Below are 15,432 nucleotides of genomic sequence, written 5' to 3'. Positions count from 1 at the left end.
GGACTCTTCGTGGCGGATGTAGGTACAGGAAAGGCGATCTTATGGGATCACCGTAGCGGTGGCTGGGCCTTCGATCCTGCTCTTGTGGCACGTTTCGTCAATGACCATCGGAACGTTGACCGATTCGAAACAGTGGACAGATTCACGGCCGAGAAAGTGGCCGAGGCCATCACCGGCGGTGGTCCCCTGCTTGACGAGGACAGCATCCGCGCTATGTTCGCATCCGATTCCAGCGGCAGTGGTCGGTAGCCTTCCGGCGTCAGTGATCAGGCGCGTCAGGTGTCCGAATAAGATCGACGCATGGCGAGGTTCGGCTCGGAGAGCACCTGGTCCACTGTCTGGGCGTGGCCGGTCGGCATCGCGATCGGTCTGGCGGTCGGCATCCCCGTGTTCGGCGCGAAGGGCGGTGTGGCCTTCGGCGTCGCCCTCGGTGTTGCTTTCGCGGTCGGCCTCGGGGTGATCAGGGGCCGAAAGCCTCCCGTCGAGGGTTCGCCGGCAGGGCGCCCCACCCCGGGTGACCTGCGTGACCACTCAGCCCGGGGCGTGACGGAGGGCAGTGCCACCGGCGACGGCGCTGACAGCTCGCACCGACGGTGATCGACTCCGATTTCATGAAAGCGCGGCATCCAGGGCTGTGGGATAGCCCGGTTTCCGTGAAGTCGAGTGGATCATGGCCAGCGAGGGCCGCGTGGCCGACGGAGGCCGCACTTCCGGCGAGGGCCGCTTGGCCGACGGAGGCCGCACTTTCGGCGGGCGCCGCGTGGCCGACAGGGACCGCGCTTCCGGTGGGGCCGGGCAGTGCGGCGGAGGCGATGGCCGTACAGGAGGAGTTGCGGCCGCTGGTCGACCTGGTCGGGCCGGGGCCGAGCGCGCCCGCGACGGTGGCCGGCCTGGACGTCGCGTACTCCCAGGCCGGTGACCTTCTTGCGGCGGCCGTGACGGTGCTGGACGCCCGGACGTTGGAGGTGGCTGACTCCGCGGTCAGCGTGGGACGGCCCGCGTTCGACTACGTGCCGGGGTTGTTCGCCTTCCGTGAGTTGCCCGCGCTGCTCGCCGCACTGGACCGCCTGAGCGTTGTGCCGGACCTGTTGGTCTGCGACGGGCACGGGCTCGCCCATCCGCGTCGGTTCGGGCTCGCCTGTCACCTCGGGGTGGTCACCGGGTTGCCGGCGATCGGGGTGGGAAAGACTCCGCTGGTCGGGACGTGGGATCCGCCGGCCGACCAGCGGGGTGCCTGGTCGCCGCTCTGTGACGGCGGTGACGTCGTCGGTCGGGTGCTGCGGACCCAGGACGGCGTGAAGCCGGTCTTCGTCAGCGTCGGGCATCGGATGAGCCTGGAGAACGCGACCGCGCAGGTGCTCGCGCTGACCCCCCGCTACCGGCTGCCGGAGACCACTCGCACCGCCGACCGACTCAGCCGCGACGCCCTCGCCCAAGCGCAGCACCCCGACTGACCAAGCCGGACGGCCCGCAGGGAGCAGACCGCCGGCCCGCGCTCGACGGCCCGCGCTCGACGGCCCGAACTGCCCGGCCGACCGGTGCCCGAGCACGCGCCCCACCTGGGGCGAGGCGGTGCAATGCCGATCCTTCCCGCAGGTCGACGGGCTGGGTCGTAAACCGTAACGCCGCACACATCCGGGCCGCTCTATGACCGACGGGGTGGATGGGCCGGTAGTAGCCTGACCCGCGGACCCCACCCGGGGAGAACGGCGAGGTGATCATGACGGTGCGTCGACGCACGGCACGGCTCGCGGCGGTCTGCGGCCTGGTGGGCGGCTTGGTGATGCTCGGTGCGTCACCGGCGTTGGCCGACGCCGACTCGGTCCGGGTGGGCGCGGCGAGCAGCTTCGCCGCCGGTGGTTCCCCGCAGGGGGTGAACGTCGCGGTGCGCAAGCGCACCGACGGGTGCGTCGTGCTGCGTACCGCGTTGGGTCTGCGACTTGAAGGTCTTCAGCCGGAACAGGTGACGGTCGAGGTCAGCGCGGATGGGCGCTGGCTTCCGGTGGGCGTGTCGGGCAGCAGTGGCACGGTGCAGACCGCGCAGACGTCGCCTGCGAAGCCGAAGCTGTGCAAGGGCAAGGGGATGACGGTGCGGTACCGGGTGGCGTTTGCCGCGGGTGCCCCCGGTGGTCGGCTCGTCGTCACCGGCGTGGGTCTCAGCGCCGAGGGGCAGACGTTGGGCCAGCACAGCGATGCGGCGCGGGTGACCGGTGGGCGGGTGACCCCGTCGCCGACGCCGTCGAAGAAGGCGTCGCCCACCCCGAGCCCGACCGAGGTCGCGACCGTCGACGAGGCCGTGAACCCGGCAGCCCTGGGCGGAGTGTCCAGCGCGCCGGACACCAAGGCGGCTGCCGCGGAGTCGTCGGGCGGAGGGTCGCCGGTGATGTTCTTCGGCATCGTGATGGTGGCGGTCGGCCTGCTGCTGATCGTGCTGCTGTTGCGTCGGTCGCGGCAGGATCGCAAGCCGTCCGACGAGTCATCGGGTGCGCTGCCGGGCAACCCCGGCGGCACCACCTACCGCGCCGGTGGTGGGTCACCGGCCGCGCCCGGTCGCCCTGGTCAGGTGTACGGCCAGCAGCCGCCGGCCGCCGACCGGGGTGCCGTGCCGTCGCCGCGCCCTGCCACCGGTGGGGTCTACGGTGCGCGGCCGGGCGGTGCCGTCCCGGAGGCGACACAGCCGATGCCGGGGACACCCCAGACCAGGGCGCTGCCCGGGGAGCCGCCCACCGACGAGGGTGGCCACACCGTCTTCATTCCTCGGCTCCCCGGCTGAGCGAGGCTCGACCCGGCGGCTCCGTTAGGCTCAGGCTCGGTGTCTAACTTGCGGCCAAGGAGTGGAACACGTGTCTGATCTGTCCCAGATCGTGAAGGCGTACGACGTTCGAGGGACGGTACCGGACCAGTGGGACGAAAGGGCCGCCGAGGCGCTCGGGGCCGCGTTCACCCAGCTGCTCAACTCCACTGACGAGCCGGGCGACGCGGTTGTCGTCGGGTACGACATGCGGGCCACCTCGCCCGGGCTGGCCGCCGCGTTCGCCGCCGGCGTACGGGCTGAGGGGCGCTCGGTGATCGAGATCGGGCTCGCCTCCACCGACCTGCTCTACTTCGCCTCCGGCTCGCTCGACCTGCCCGGTGCGATGTTCACGGCCAGCCACAACCCCGCGCAGTACAACGGCATCAAGATGTGCCGTTCCGGTGCCCGTCCGATCGGCCAGGAGAGCGGTCTGGCGGAGATCCGGGAGCGGGCCCAGGCCCTTCTGGACTCGGGCGAAGCCCGTCCGGCCGGTGAGCCGACCCGGCCGGCCGAGCGGCGCGACCTGCTCCCCGACTACGCCGGCTACCTGCGCAAGCTGGTGGACCTCTCGGGCATCCGGCCGTTGAAGGTGGTCGTCGACGCCGGTAACGGGATGGGTGGCTTCACCGTCCCGACGGTGCTGGGTGACGCCGCCCTGTCGCCGCTGCCGCTGGAGATCGTGCCGCTCTACTTCGAGCTGGACGGCAGCTTCCCCAACCACGAGGCCAACCCACTGGATCCGGCGAACCTGGTCGACCTCCAGCGTGCGGTGGTCGAGCACGGCGCCGACATCGGGCTGGCCTTCGACGGCGACGCCGACCGGTGCTTCGTGGTGGACGAACGGGGCGAGCCGGTCTCACCGTCGGCGATCACCGCCCTCGTCGCCGCGCGTGAGCTGGCCAAGCACCCGGGCTCCACGGTGATCCACGGTCTGATCACCTCCAGCGCGGTCGCGGAGATCATCCGTGAGCACGGTGGGCAGCCGGTGGTCGCCCGGGTCGGGCACTCCTTCATCAAGGCGGAGATGGCCCGGACCAACGCCGTCTTCGGTGGCGAGCACTCGGCGCACTACTACTTCCGAGACTTCTGGTTCGCCGACACGGGCATGCTCGCCGCGATGCACACCCTGGCGGCGTTGGGCGAGCAGTCCCTGCCGCTGTCCGTGTTGGCCGGCGAGTACGAGCGCTACATCGCCTCTGGCGAGATCAACTCGACGGTGGCCGACCAGGCGGCGGCGGTGGCCGAGGTGCGGGCCGCGTACCCCGACGCGGTGGCCGACGAGATGGACGGGCTCACCCTGCGTTTCCCCGATGGCGCGTGGTTCAACCTGCGCGCGTCCAACACGGAGCCGTTGTTGCGGCTCAACGTCGAGGCGCCTTCCCGTGATCGGATGGTCTCGCTCCGGGACGACGTGCTCGACCGCGTTCGCCGATAAGATCGCCTGCGCCGGTCGGCACCGCCGCCGGTGAAGCCGCACACGTGGAAGGAGCCGTGCCATGGCCCTGGATCCGCAGTTGCTCGAGATTCTCGCCTGTCCGGACACGCACCACGCCCCGCTCACCTACGATGCCGACGCGCAGACCTTGACCTGCACGGAGTGCGGCCGGATCTTCGAGGTCCGCGACGACGTGCCGGTGCTGCTGCTCGACGAGGCGCGCGGCGGCCCTGGGCAGCCCTCATGATCGACGGTACGGCCGGGGTCAGCGGACGTCGCGACGCCGACGAGGCCCTGCTCGACAACCCGGACGCGCTGGCCGAGCACGACCCGGGCGGCATGCTCCGGCACACGGCGTCGGCCGGCGCGCAGGTCCGCGAGAGCGCCGCACTGGCTGCCGAGGCGAACCTGTCGGTCCTCGCCGACGACGGGCGGCCCCGAGCCGTGGTCATCGCCGGCATCGGCACGGCGGGGCGTACCGGGGACGTGCTGGCCACTGTCGCCGGGCCGCGCTGCCCGGTCCCGATCATCGGGCACCGCAGCGCCGGCGTGCCCGGCTGGGTGGGCGCGGCCGACGTGGTGATCGCGGTGAGTGCGTCCGGTCGTAGCCCGGAGGCGCTCGGCGCGGCGGAGGCCGCGCACCGGCGCGGTGCCCGACTGGTCGCCGTGGGCGCTCCCGACTCGCAGTTGCAGTCGATCGCCGAGCAGGCCCGGGCGCCGTTCATTCCGGTGCCCCGGCGTGCCCCGGCGCGAGCCAGCCTCTGGGCGCTCACCGTGCCGGTGCTGCTCGCCGCCCGTTCCCTCGGGCTCGTGAAGGTCAACGAGGCGGACCTGGCGGAGACCGCGGCCCGGCTCGACGCGGACGCCGACCGCTGCCGGTCCGCCGCGGAGTCGTTCGTCAACCCGGCCAAGTCCCTGGCCCTGGGCCTGGCCGGCTCGATCCCGATCGTCTGGGGCTCGTCCCCGCTGGCGACCGTGGCCGCCCGCCGGTTCGGCGACACCCTGTCCGCCAACGCCCGCTACCCGGTGGTCACCGGAGCGCTCGGCGAGGCCGGTCGGGGCCGGGTCGGGCTGCTCGACGGCGTCTTCGGTGGCCTGGCCGAGGGGGAGCGCGACATCTTCGCCGACCCGGCCGAGGACGACGGCGAGGGCACCCGGCTGCGGTTGGTCCTGCTGCGTGACGGCGGGCTCAACGCCGAGGACGACACCGACGAGCCCTTCGCCGTCGAGGAGCGCCGCGCGGACGCGGTGCAGACCCTCGCCGAGCGTCGCGGTGTGCGGTGCGACGTGGTGACCGCCGAGGGGGGCTCCGCGCTGGAGCGGCTGGCCTCGCTGATCGCGGTCCCGGATTTCGCCTCGATCTACCTTGCCCTGGCCCACGGGCTGGACCCGATGGCCGTGCCGGCCATCACCGAGATGAAGGAGCTGTCGAACCAGTGAACGGACGTAGGGGGCGGCGCGTCATGCGCGGACCGGTCGGCTTCGCGCGGCGAAGCGGAGCGGTGGCGTGAGCGCCAACGGTGGGACGAAGGCGATCGTCGCCGCCCTCCTGGCCAACGTCGGCATCGCCGTCACCAAGTTCATCGCGTTCCTGCTCTCCGGTTCGTCGTCGATGTTGGCCGAGGCGGTCCACTCGGTCGCCGACTCCGGCAACCAGGGCCTGTTGCTGCTCGGTGGCAAGCGGGCGAAGCGCGCGGCCACCCCGGAACACCCGTTCGGGTACGGCCGGGAGCGCTACATCTACGCGTTCATCGTGTCCATCGTGCTCTTCAGCATCGGTGGCCTGTTCGCCCTCTACGAGGCGTACCACAAGTGGCACGATCCGCACGGAATCACCGAATGGCAGTGGTTGCCGGTGGCAGTGCTGGTGGCGGCGATCATCATGGAGTCGTTCTCCTTCCGGACCGCCATCAAGGAGTCCAACCACGTCCGGGGCAACCAGTCCTGGGTGCGCTTCATCCGCCGGGCCAAGGCGCCGGAGCTGCCGGTCGTGCTGCTGGAGGACTTCGGCGCGCTGGTCGGTCTGGTGTTCGCGCTCTTCGGCGTCACGATGACGCTGATCACCGGAAACGGTGAGTGGGACGCCGCCGGCACCGCGATGATCGGCATCCTGCTGGTGGTCATCGCGGTCGTGCTGGCCATCGAGACGAAGAGCCTGTTGCTCGGTGAGGGTGCCGAGGAGTCCGAGCTGGCCGCCATCGAGCGAGCGGTCACCGACGGCCCCGAGGTGGAGCGGATCATCCACATGAAGACGCTCTACCTGGGGCCGGAAGAGCTGATGGTGGCTGCCAAGATCGCTGTGCCGGAGTGGAAGAGCGCTCACGACCTGGCGCGCGGCATCAACGCCGTGGAGGCGCGGATCCGCGCGGCGGTGCCGATCGCCCGGGTGATCTACCTGGAACCGGACGTCTACAGCGTCGCCGCGGCCAACGCCGGCACCGGTGCTGCCGCCGACACCGCCGTGCCGCAGGCAGAGAGTGCCTCCGGCGATGCGGCCGGGGGCTGACGGGTGGAGCCACTGTACGGACCGATCCGCGACTACGCCTGGGGGTCCCGCTCTGCCATCGCGCTCCTCCAGGGGCGGCCGGTGCCCAGCGAGGGGCCGGAGGCAGAGCTGTGGTTGGGCGCCCACCCGGGCGCCCCGGCCAGTGTGGCCCGTGCCGGACTGCGGGTGAGCCTCTGTGACCTGGTGCGGGACGAGCCGGGGCAGTGGCTCGGCCAGCGGGTGTCCGAGCGGTTCGGCAACCGGTTGCCGTTCCTGCTCAAGGTCCTCGCCGCCGACGCTCCGCTGAGCCTCCAGGCGCACCCGGACGCCGAGCAGGCGCGGGTCGGCTACGCGGCGGAGGAGGGGCGTCCCGAGGGGGAACGCAACTACTCCGACCCGCACCACAAGCCGGAGTTGCTGGTCGCGCTCACCCCGTTCGAGGCGCTGTGCGGTTTCCGGGATCCGGCAGAGTCGGCCGAGGCGCTCGCCGCGTTCGGCGTACCCGAGTTGGCGCCGGTGGTCGCCGCGTTGCGGACCGGGCCGGCGGGGCTGCGGACGGCGGTGCGGGCGCTGCTCGGCTGGCCGGTCGCCGAGCGTGACGCGTTGTTGGGTTCCGTGCTGGCGTCGTCGGCGGACGGCCCGGACGCGGAACTGGTCCACCGGTTGGCCAAGGCGTACCCGGCCGACCCGGGCGCGCTGGTGGCGCTGTTGTTGCACCACGTGCGGCTGGTGCCGGGGGAAGCGATCTGGATGCCGGCCGGCAACCTGCACGCCTACCTGAGCGGCTGCGGTGTGGAGATCATGGCGGCCAGCGACAACGTGTTGCGCGGTGGCCTGACCCCGAAGCGGGTGGACGTCGACGAGTTGCTGCGGGTGCTGCGTTTCGAGGTGCTCGACGATCCGGTGCGTGCCGCACAGCCGGTGGGCTCGGGTGTGGAGTGGTGGCCCGTGCCGGTGGACGACTTCGCGCTGCACCACGTGCGCGTCGACGCGGCGGCGCCCTCGGTCGCGCTGCCACTGCCCGGTCCCCGGGTGGTGCTCTGCGGTGGCGGTTCGGTCACCGTGGACGATGGCGCCGGAGCGGTGACGCTCGTGTCCGGGCAGGCGGCGATCGGCACGGCGGCCGGTGAGCCGTTGCGGATCAGCGGTGTCGGGGATGCGTATGTGGCGACGTCGGGGTTGAGCTGACGCCTACCGGCGCCACGACACAAGTCCGACTTTCCCGGAATAGCTTGACGTGCCGCTGCCTTAGTGTGACTCTATGAGTACGCAGCGTTATCGCGACGACGGTCCGAGAACGTGCGGGGAACCAAACCGGGGGGATGCGCGGGGCGGGCGGGACGTGGGCGGGAAACCGTCCACCACCGACCGCCCCGTGCGCTGTCCGCGGCCGGTCCTCCGGATGCCCGTCACCAACGCGCGTAAGGTGGAGGGTCGGCGCAGACATCGTTCGACAGGAGCTTTCATGACCAGCACCCTCCCGGCCGCCGCCAGCGGTACGCCGTCCGAGGCCCGGCCGAGCACGCTCGCCGAAGGCGACTTCAAGGTGGCGGATCTGTCGCTCGCCGAGTTCGGGCGTAAGGAAATCCAACTCGCCGAGCACGAGATGCCCGGCCTGATGGCGATTCGCCGGGAGTTCGCCGAGGCGCAGCCCCTCGCCGGCGCGCGGATCACCGGCTCGCTGCACATGACCATCCAGACCGCGGTCCTGATCGAGACGCTGGTCGCGCTCGGCGCGCAGGTGCGCTGGGCGTCCTGCAACATCTTCTCCACCCAGGACCACGCCGCCGCGGCTATCGTCGTCGGCCCGAACGGCACGCCCGAGGCCCCGGCCGGCGTCCCGGTGTACGCGTGGAAGGGCGAGACCCTCCCGGAGTACTGGTGGTGCACCGAGCAGGTGCTCGCCTGGCCGGACGGGCAGGGCCCGAACATGATCCTCGACGACGGTGGTGACGCCACCCTGCTGGTGCACAAGGGCACCGAGTTCGAGAAGGCCGGGGCGGTCCCGCCGGTCGAGTCGGCCGACTCCGAGGAGTACGCGGTCATCCTCGAACTGCTGCACCGCTCGCTCGCCGAGGACGGCCAGCGCTGGACCCGGATCTCCGCCGGCATCAAAGGCGTGACCGAGGAGACCACCACCGGCGTGCACCGGCTCTACGAGATGCACCGCGCGGGCACCCTGCTCTTCCCGGCCATCAACGTCAACGACTCGGTGACCAAGAGCAAGTTCGACAACAAGTACGGCTGCCGGCACTCGCTCATCGACGGCATCAACCGGGCCACCGACGTGCTGATCGGCGGCAAGATGGCCGTCGTCATGGGCTACGGCGACGTGGGCAAGGGCTGCGCCGAGTCGCTGCGCGGCCAGGGTGCCCGGGTCGTGGTGACCGAGGTGGACCCGATCTGCGCGTTGCAGGCCGCGATGGACGGCTACCAGGTCGCCACCCTGGACGACGTGGTCGAGCAGGCGGACATCTTCATCACCGCCACCGGCTGCTTCGACGTCATCACCAACGAGCACATGGCCCGGATGAAGCACCAGGCCATCGTCGGCAACATCGGCCACTTCGACAACGAGATCGACATGGCCGGGCTGGCCAAGCGTTCCGACGTGGAGCGGATCAACATCAAGCCGCAGGTCGACCTGTGGCGCTTCGCCGACGGCCACGCGATCATCGTGCTCTCCGAGGGCCGCCTGCTGAACCTGGGCAACGCCACCGGTCACCCGAGCTTCGTGATGTCGAACTCGTTCGCCAACCAGACGATCGCCCAGATCGAGCTGTTCACCAAGACCGAGGACTACCCGATCGGCGTCTACGTGCTGCCCAAGCACCTGGACGAGAAGGTGGCCCGGCTGCACCTGGGCGCGCTCGGCGCCAAGCTGAGCACGCTGACCAAGGAGCAGGCCGCGTACCTCGGCGTCTCCACGGAGGGGCCGTTCAAGCCGGATCACTACCGCTACTGATCGACGGTTCCGGACCGGGTCGGCTGTTCGCAGCCGGCCCGGTTCGTCGTCTCCGCCGCCCGCTCAGCCGGAGCGGGTGTCGCGTCGGGTGGGGCGGAACCACGTCCAGACGCACCAGGCCAGCCAGCCGACCGACACGATGGTGGCCAGCGCCCGTAGGCGCAGCGCGCTGAGCAGCAGCACCACAGCCAGCACCGTCAGCCACGGCAGGAATCCCTTCACGGCGGGATCCTCCCACAGCCGACCGGGGTGATGGGGCGGGCGCTCTTCGGCTGACCGTCGTCCGGATGGCGACAGCCGAAACGGCCGGGGCTGCGGTGGCGCCGGGCGGCGCCGAAGGGGGATCATGGTGGCAGGCAGGCAGACGCCGGTCCCACCGAACTGAATGAGGATGCAATATTAATCCCATGAGAGCCCGCGTACTGGTGGTCGACGACGACCCCGCGCTCGCCGAGATGCTCGGCATCGTGCTGCGCAGTGAGGGTTTCCTGCCCTCGTTCGTAGCGGACGGCGAGCGGGCGTTGGCCGCATTTCGTGATAGTCGTCCCGATATCGTGCTGCTTGACCTAATGCTGCCCGGTATGAGTGGTATCGACGTTGCTCGGTCGATCCGGGCGGAGTCCGGCGTGCCGATTGTCATGCTCACCGCCAAGAGCGACACCGTGGACGTCGTGCTCGGCCTGGAATCCGGTGCCGACGACTACGTGGTCAAGCCGTTCAAGCCCAAGGAGCTGGTCGCCCGGATGCGGGCCCGACTGCGCCGGGGCGAGGACGTGGCCCCGGAGATGTTGACCATCGGGCCGCCCGACAACCAGATCTCCATCGACGTGCCCGCGCACACCGTCAGTCGTAACGACGAGGAGGTGAAGCTGACTCCGCTGGAGTTCGACCTACTGGTCGCGCTCGCCCGCAAGCCCCGCCAGGTCTTCACCCGGGAGGTGCTGCTGGAGCAGGTCTGGGGTTACCGGCACGCAGCCGACACCCGCCTGGTCAACGTTCACGTCCAACGGTTGCGGGCCAAGATCGAACCGGACCCGGAGCGGCCGGAAATCATCCTCACCGTGCGGGGCGTGGGCTACAAGGCGGGGACCGGATAGCCTGGTCGCACTGTGTCGACCTCGCCGCCCACACCCTCCCCGAGCACGGCTGCCCGCCGGCCCAGCGCCGGCGGGGAGGTCTGGCGTGCGGTGAGCGGCCGGGTCGCCCGGGTGGTGGCCCGGGTGCACCAGACCTGGCGCCGCTCACTACAGGTCCGGGTCGTGACCATCACGTTGGTCGCGTCCAGTCTGCTGGTCGGCGGTTTCGCGTTCCTGATCGCTGACAAGATCACCACGATCCTGCTCGACAACGCCCGCAGCGACGTCCGGCAACGGGTGACCAGCGGCGCCAGCTACGCCACCAAGCAGGTCTCGCTCTACGGCCAGCCGCAGGAGGCGCAGCTCCAGGAGACGATCGACGACACGGTCAACTACCTCGCCGGCGGCGACCCCCAGCAGACCAGCGGGGTGGTGGTGGCGATCACGGCCAACGGCTATCCCGACCAGATCCAGACGCGCACCGCGCCCGCCGCGAACGTCCGACCGCTGATCAGCCCCGAGCTGCGGGCCGCGATCGCCGACGGCAAGGTCGCCAGTCAGATCCGCACCGGTCGGCTCACCGGTGAGCCGACCAAATATCTGGTCTACGGCTCGCCGGTGCCCACCCGCTTCGGTCAGATCGAGATCTACTACCTGGTGCCGTTGACCCGGCAGGACGTCACCGCCGCCGACGCCCGAGCCACCGTGGTGGCCACCGGGGTCGCGCTGGTGATCCTGCTCGGGCTGCTCGCCGCGCTGGTCACCCGCCTGGTGGTCAACCCGGTCCGGGTCGCCGCGCGGACCGCCCAGCGGCTCTCCGCCGGCCTGCTCGACCAACGGATGGTGGTCAACGGCGAGGACGACCTCGCCCTGCTCGCCGCCTCGTTCAACCAGATGGCCACCAACCTGCAACGGCAGATCCTGCGCCTGGAGGAGATGTCCCGTTTGCAGCGCCGGTTCACCTCCGACGTCTCGCACGAGCTGCGTACGCCGCTGACCACGGTCCGAATGGCCGCTGACCTGATCTTCGCCGAGCGCGACGAGTTCGACCCGGCGGTGGCCCGCAGCGCCGAGCTGCTCCAGGCCGAGTTGGACCGGTTCGAGGAGCTGCTCACCGACCTGTTGGAGATCAGTCGTTTCGACGCGGGCTTCGCCATGTTGGATTCCGAGCCGACCGACCTGGTGCCGGTGGTGCACCGGGTGGTCGACCGGCTGGCTGGTCTGGCCGAGCGGGTGGGCGTCCCGATCGAGCTCGACCTGCCGAACGCGCCGGTGATCGCCGAGGTCGACCCGCGTCGGGTCGAGCGGGTCCTGCGCAACCTGGTCGGCAACGCCGTCGAGCACGGCGAGGCCCGTCCGGTGCTGATCACCCTCGGCGTCGACGAGACCGCCGTGGCGATCACCGTCCGCGACCGTGGGGTGGGGCTGAAGGTGGGCGAGGAGAAGTTGGTGTTCAACCGGTTCTGGCGGGCGGACCCGTCCCGGGCCCGGCAGACCGGTGGCACCGGTCTGGGGCTGTCGATCAGCCTGGAGGACGCCCGGCTGCACGGCGGCTGGCTGGAGGCATGGGGTGCTCCCGGGCAGGGCGCGCAGTTCCGGCTCACGCTGCCGGCCCGCGCCGGTGACCGGCTGACCACCTCGCCGCTGCGACTGGTGCCGGCCGACGCCGCGCTGCCCTTCGGGGGCCCTCGCGACGGTGGCCCGCTGGCCATCGGCCCCGGCACCGGTGGTGCGTTGGCGATCGGCCCCGGCGCCGGCGGCACCGTGGCGACCGTCCCCGGCGGAGCGTCGGCGACCGGCCTGGGCAACGGTGGAGCGTCGGCGACCGGGCCGGGCAACGGTGGAGCGACGGCGACCGGCCCGGCCTCGACCGGGGACGAGCAGCGGGCGGAGGTGCGCTCATGAGACGACCCTCTCTGCTGGGGGCACTGGGTGTGGTGGTGCTGCTGGGTGCCGGCTGTGGCATCCCGGCCGGCTCCGACGTGCGGGTGGACGGCAAGGGCGGCGCCGTGACCGGGGCCGGCGTGGTCGACCTGCGCAGCGGTGAGCCGCCGACGCGGCCGTCCAGCGGCAGCGACAACGAGATGTTCGTGCGCAACTTCCTGTCCGCCGCCGCAGGTGAGCCGGACCGCGCCTACGAACGGGTCAAGGCGTACGTCGCCCCGGAGTCCAAGTCTCGCCTGCAGGACAAGAAGGGCAGCGAGGTCGCGCTGAACGTGGTCCGGCTGCGCGAGGCGGTCTACACCCTGAACAGCGACAACACCACCACCGTGAAGATCAGTGTGCAGCAGATCGGTGTGCTGCGAGCCAACGGCGTCCTGGCCCCGCCCGTCGCGACCGAGACGCAGTACGAGTTCCGGCTGCGCAGCGCGGCGTTCGACGGTGGTGCCAACGACGAGCGTGCCGGCCTCTACGTCGTCGACCCGCCGAACGTGCTGCTGCTCAGCGACGCCGCCCTCAAGCAGTACTACCAGGACGAGTCGATCTACTTCTGGAGTTCCGACCGCAGCCGCCTGGTGCCCGACCAGCGTTACCGGCCGCTGGCCGTGCCCAGCGAGCGTCGGGTCAACGAGGTGGTGAAGTGGCTGGTCGGTGGCCCTTCCGACTGGTTGCGCCCGGGGGTCGTCGGGCTGCCCGACCGCACCGAGCTGATCAACAACGCCACCGGCGCGGACAGCCGGTGGGAGGTCAACCTCGACATGTCCGGTGACGACCGGAACGGGATCGACCAGCTGATCACCCAACTCGCCTGGTCGCTCGGTGACCTGACGGGCGAGCTGGAGCTGAAGATCCGCAACAACTCGCAGCCCGTGCAGGACCTGGTCGAGCGACGAAACGCCCAGCAGCTCTACCCGAACGCCGACAGCCCGCAGCGGTTCGGCGTGTACGAGGGCGCCATCCACCCCCTCGACTTCGACGGCGAACTCAGCGGGACGGTGCCGCTGGCACCCGAGGCCAACCGCAACATCGTCTCCGCCGGCCTCGCGGTGGCCAAGGACCGGCGAATCCTCGCCGCGATGATCACCACCGGCAGCAGCAACGGTCGGTACCGTCTGTCGGTGGGCACGGGTGCCGCGCCGGTCACCGTCGTCAGCCGCAGCGACACGGAGCACACCTCGATGAGCCGCCCGGTCTGGCTGCGTACCGCCGACTCCCGGGCCGGTCGCGGCCTGGTGGTGGCGGACGGGCTGCTCTACCGATTCGACGAGGCGGCCCGGATGTACCAGGTGCCGCTCAACCTGCCCTCCGGCGACGTCACCGCGGTCGCCGCCGCACTGGACGGCCAGCGGGTCGCGCTGATCGCGGGGGGCCAGCTCTACGTCGCCGCGGTGAACCTCGACGGCGGCGGGGTCTCGATCGGGCCGCCCCGGCAAGTGGCCACCTCGCTGACCGGCCTCACGGCGGTCGACTGGAGCCGGGAGGACCGGCTGGTGGTGGCGGGGTCGGCGGGCCAGCAGGCGATCTACGAGATCAGCGTCGACGGCGCCCTGGAGACGCCCCTACGGACCGACGTGGGTGCCAAGGTCAACCACCTGACGGCGTACCCGACCAACCGCACCGTACGGGCACCCAGCGGGGCCTACATGTACGAGGCGAACGGGGTGGCCTACCGGAGCAGTCCGTTCGAGCGGATCGAGCCCGAGCGGGTGCGCGACATCCCCTCGGTGCCGGCTGGCGTCCGCCCGAGTAACCCGTCGGCACCGTTCTTCCTCTACTGACACGGTGAGCGGGCTCTGGGCGGACCTCGCCGACCTGGTACTCCCCACCACCTGCGCGGGTTGTCGGGAGCGGCGGCCCGGCCTGCGGCACGGGGTCTGTCCGGCCTGCGTCACGGCGCTGGAGGCGCTGCGGCCACGGTCGGTTCGGCCCACACCCGCCCCGCCGGGCCTGCCGCCCTGTGTCGCGCTCGGCCCGTACGGCGGCCCGCTGCGCGAGGCTCTGCTGGCGTACAAGGAACACGGCCGGCACGGGCTGGCCCGTCCACTCGGCGCGCTGCTCGCGGAGGTCGTCGCGGCGGCGGTCGGTGATGCCCGCCCGCTGGCGCTGGTCCCGGTCCCGGACACGGCGGCGGCGGCCCGGTCCCGGTACGGGGATCACCTGGACCGGTTGGCCCGGCACTGCGCGGCCCGCCTCGACCGGAGCGGCTGGGCGGTGCGGGTGCACCGCCCGCTGCGTGCGTTGCCCCGTCCCGACTCGGTCACGCTGGACAGCACCGGGCGGGCGGCGGCAGCCGAGGCGGCGTTCCGGCCGCGCTCCACCGCGCTGGGCCGGGGGCGTGCCGCGAGCGGGACGCCGGTCGTGGTGCTGCTCGACGACATCGTCACCACCGGCGTCACCCTGGCCGCCGCAGCCAGGGTGCTGACCGCGACCGGGTGGGCACCGAGTGTGGCCGCGGTGCTCGCGGCGACCGAGAAAAGACACCACTCGTAACCGATCGTGTTTCCGTTTCACCCATTGGTGTACGAGCTGCGAAAAATCCTGGGCTGTCTCGGCAACATGGGGTGACTGTCGAGCAAACAGGAGTTAGCGTTTCGCTGTCGGGGGTAGGAGGTCATCCCATCCGCCCCTGGCGGTGAGAGGAGGCGTAGCCGTACCAACCGGTCGACGCCAGCGGGTCTCCCCACGGCGCGCGACCGGGTCAACCGGATCGAAGACCGTCCGAACAAGGGAGGTCAC

Annotated in this window: 14 protein-coding genes; 13 read left to right on the top strand and 1 reads right to left on the bottom strand. The window is 71.3% G+C overall.

The genetic code is table 11. The annotated features are described in order from the left end of the window. Positions 1-300: 300 nt before the first annotated feature. The 9 genes from ABGB10_RS07405 (at position 301) to ahcY (ending at position 9,679) form a co-directional block, all read left to right on the top strand. A complete protein-coding gene (locus ABGB10_RS07405) occupies positions 301-597 on the top strand; it encodes a hypothetical protein (protein WP_347660095.1) in 297 nt (98 codons plus the stop codon). Between the two features lie 215 nt (positions 598-812). Then, positions 813-1,454, top strand: coding sequence for a deoxyribonuclease V (gene nfi / locus ABGB10_RS07400; protein ID WP_347660094.1), 642 nt, complete (start codon positions 813-815; stop codon positions 1,452-1,454). Positions 1,455-1,720: 266 nt separating this feature from the next. Further along, positions 1,721-2,773: a hypothetical protein gene (locus ABGB10_RS07395; protein ID WP_347660093.1), complete on the top strand. Its 1,053-nt coding sequence runs from the start codon at positions 1,721-1,723 to the stop codon at positions 2,771-2,773. A 70-nt stretch (positions 2,774-2,843) separates the two neighbouring features. Then, positions 2,844-4,229 (top strand): phosphomannomutase/phosphoglucomutase, encoded by a 1,386-nt coding sequence (locus ABGB10_RS07390; protein ID WP_347660092.1) that lies wholly within the window; start codon positions 2,844-2,846, stop codon positions 4,227-4,229. Between the two features lie 61 nt (positions 4,230-4,290). Next, complete coding sequence (locus ABGB10_RS07385) at positions 4,291-4,476, top strand: Trm112 family protein (RefSeq protein ID WP_210793188.1); 186 nt, start codon at positions 4,291-4,293, stop codon at positions 4,474-4,476. Beyond that, positions 4,473-5,669 (top strand): SIS domain-containing protein, encoded by a 1,197-nt coding sequence (locus ABGB10_RS07380; RefSeq protein ID WP_347660091.1) that lies wholly within the window; start codon positions 4,473-4,475, stop codon positions 5,667-5,669. Before ABGB10_RS07385 ends, ABGB10_RS07380 begins: the two co-directional genes overlap by 4 nt. 67 nt (positions 5,670-5,736) lie before the next feature. Next, positions 5,737-6,735, top strand: coding sequence for a cation diffusion facilitator family transporter (locus ABGB10_RS07375; protein ID WP_347660090.1), 999 nt, complete (start codon positions 5,737-5,739; stop codon positions 6,733-6,735). 3 nt (positions 6,736-6,738) lie between these two features. Then, positions 6,739-7,902 (top strand): mannose-6-phosphate isomerase, class I, encoded by a 1,164-nt coding sequence (gene manA / locus ABGB10_RS07370; protein ID WP_347660089.1) that lies wholly within the window; start codon positions 6,739-6,741, stop codon positions 7,900-7,902. Between the two features lie 277 nt (positions 7,903-8,179). Then, entirely contained in the window at positions 8,180-9,679 is a 1,500-nt protein-coding gene (ahcY, locus tag ABGB10_RS07365) for an adenosylhomocysteinase (protein WP_347660088.1), read from the top strand. 63 nt (positions 9,680-9,742) lie between these two features. Here ahcY and ABGB10_RS07360 read toward each other — a convergent pair whose 3' ends face one another. After that, a complete protein-coding gene (locus ABGB10_RS07360; RefSeq protein WP_347660087.1) occupies positions 9,743-9,901 on the bottom strand; it encodes a hypothetical protein in 159 nt (52 codons plus the stop codon). A 185-nt stretch (positions 9,902-10,086) separates the two neighbouring features. On the opposite strand from ABGB10_RS07360, the gene mtrA reads away from it, so the two are divergent. From mtrA to ABGB10_RS07340, 4 genes are read left to right on the top strand one after another with little or no spacing between them, the layout of a single operon-like run. Then, entirely contained in the window at positions 10,087-10,776 is a 690-nt protein-coding gene (gene mtrA / locus ABGB10_RS07355; protein ID WP_278150699.1) for an MtrAB system response regulator MtrA, read from the top strand. A 12-nt stretch (positions 10,777-10,788) separates the two neighbouring features. Further along, positions 10,789-12,660 (top strand): MtrAB system histidine kinase MtrB, encoded by a 1,872-nt coding sequence (mtrB, locus tag ABGB10_RS07350; RefSeq protein ID WP_347660086.1) that lies wholly within the window; start codon positions 10,789-10,791, stop codon positions 12,658-12,660. Then, the gene (locus ABGB10_RS07345) at positions 12,657-14,474 is read left to right on the top strand and encodes an LpqB family beta-propeller domain-containing protein (RefSeq protein WP_347660085.1); all 1,818 of its coding nucleotides are present in this window, start codon (positions 12,657-12,659) and stop codon (positions 14,472-14,474) included. The genes mtrB and ABGB10_RS07345 overlap by 4 nt, the downstream gene beginning before the upstream one ends. Positions 14,475-14,478: 4 nt before the next feature. After that, the gene (locus ABGB10_RS07340; protein ID WP_347660084.1) at positions 14,479-15,186 is read left to right on the top strand and encodes a ComF family protein; all 708 of its coding nucleotides are present in this window, start codon (positions 14,479-14,481) and stop codon (positions 15,184-15,186) included. Positions 15,187-15,432: the final 246 nt, after the last annotated feature.

This window comes from Micromonospora sp. B9E7, assembly GCF_039871815.1.
Taxonomy (GTDB): Bacteria; Actinomycetota; Actinomycetes; order Mycobacteriales; family Micromonosporaceae; genus Micromonospora.
This window is presented reverse-complemented; position numbering and strand designations above follow the sequence as displayed.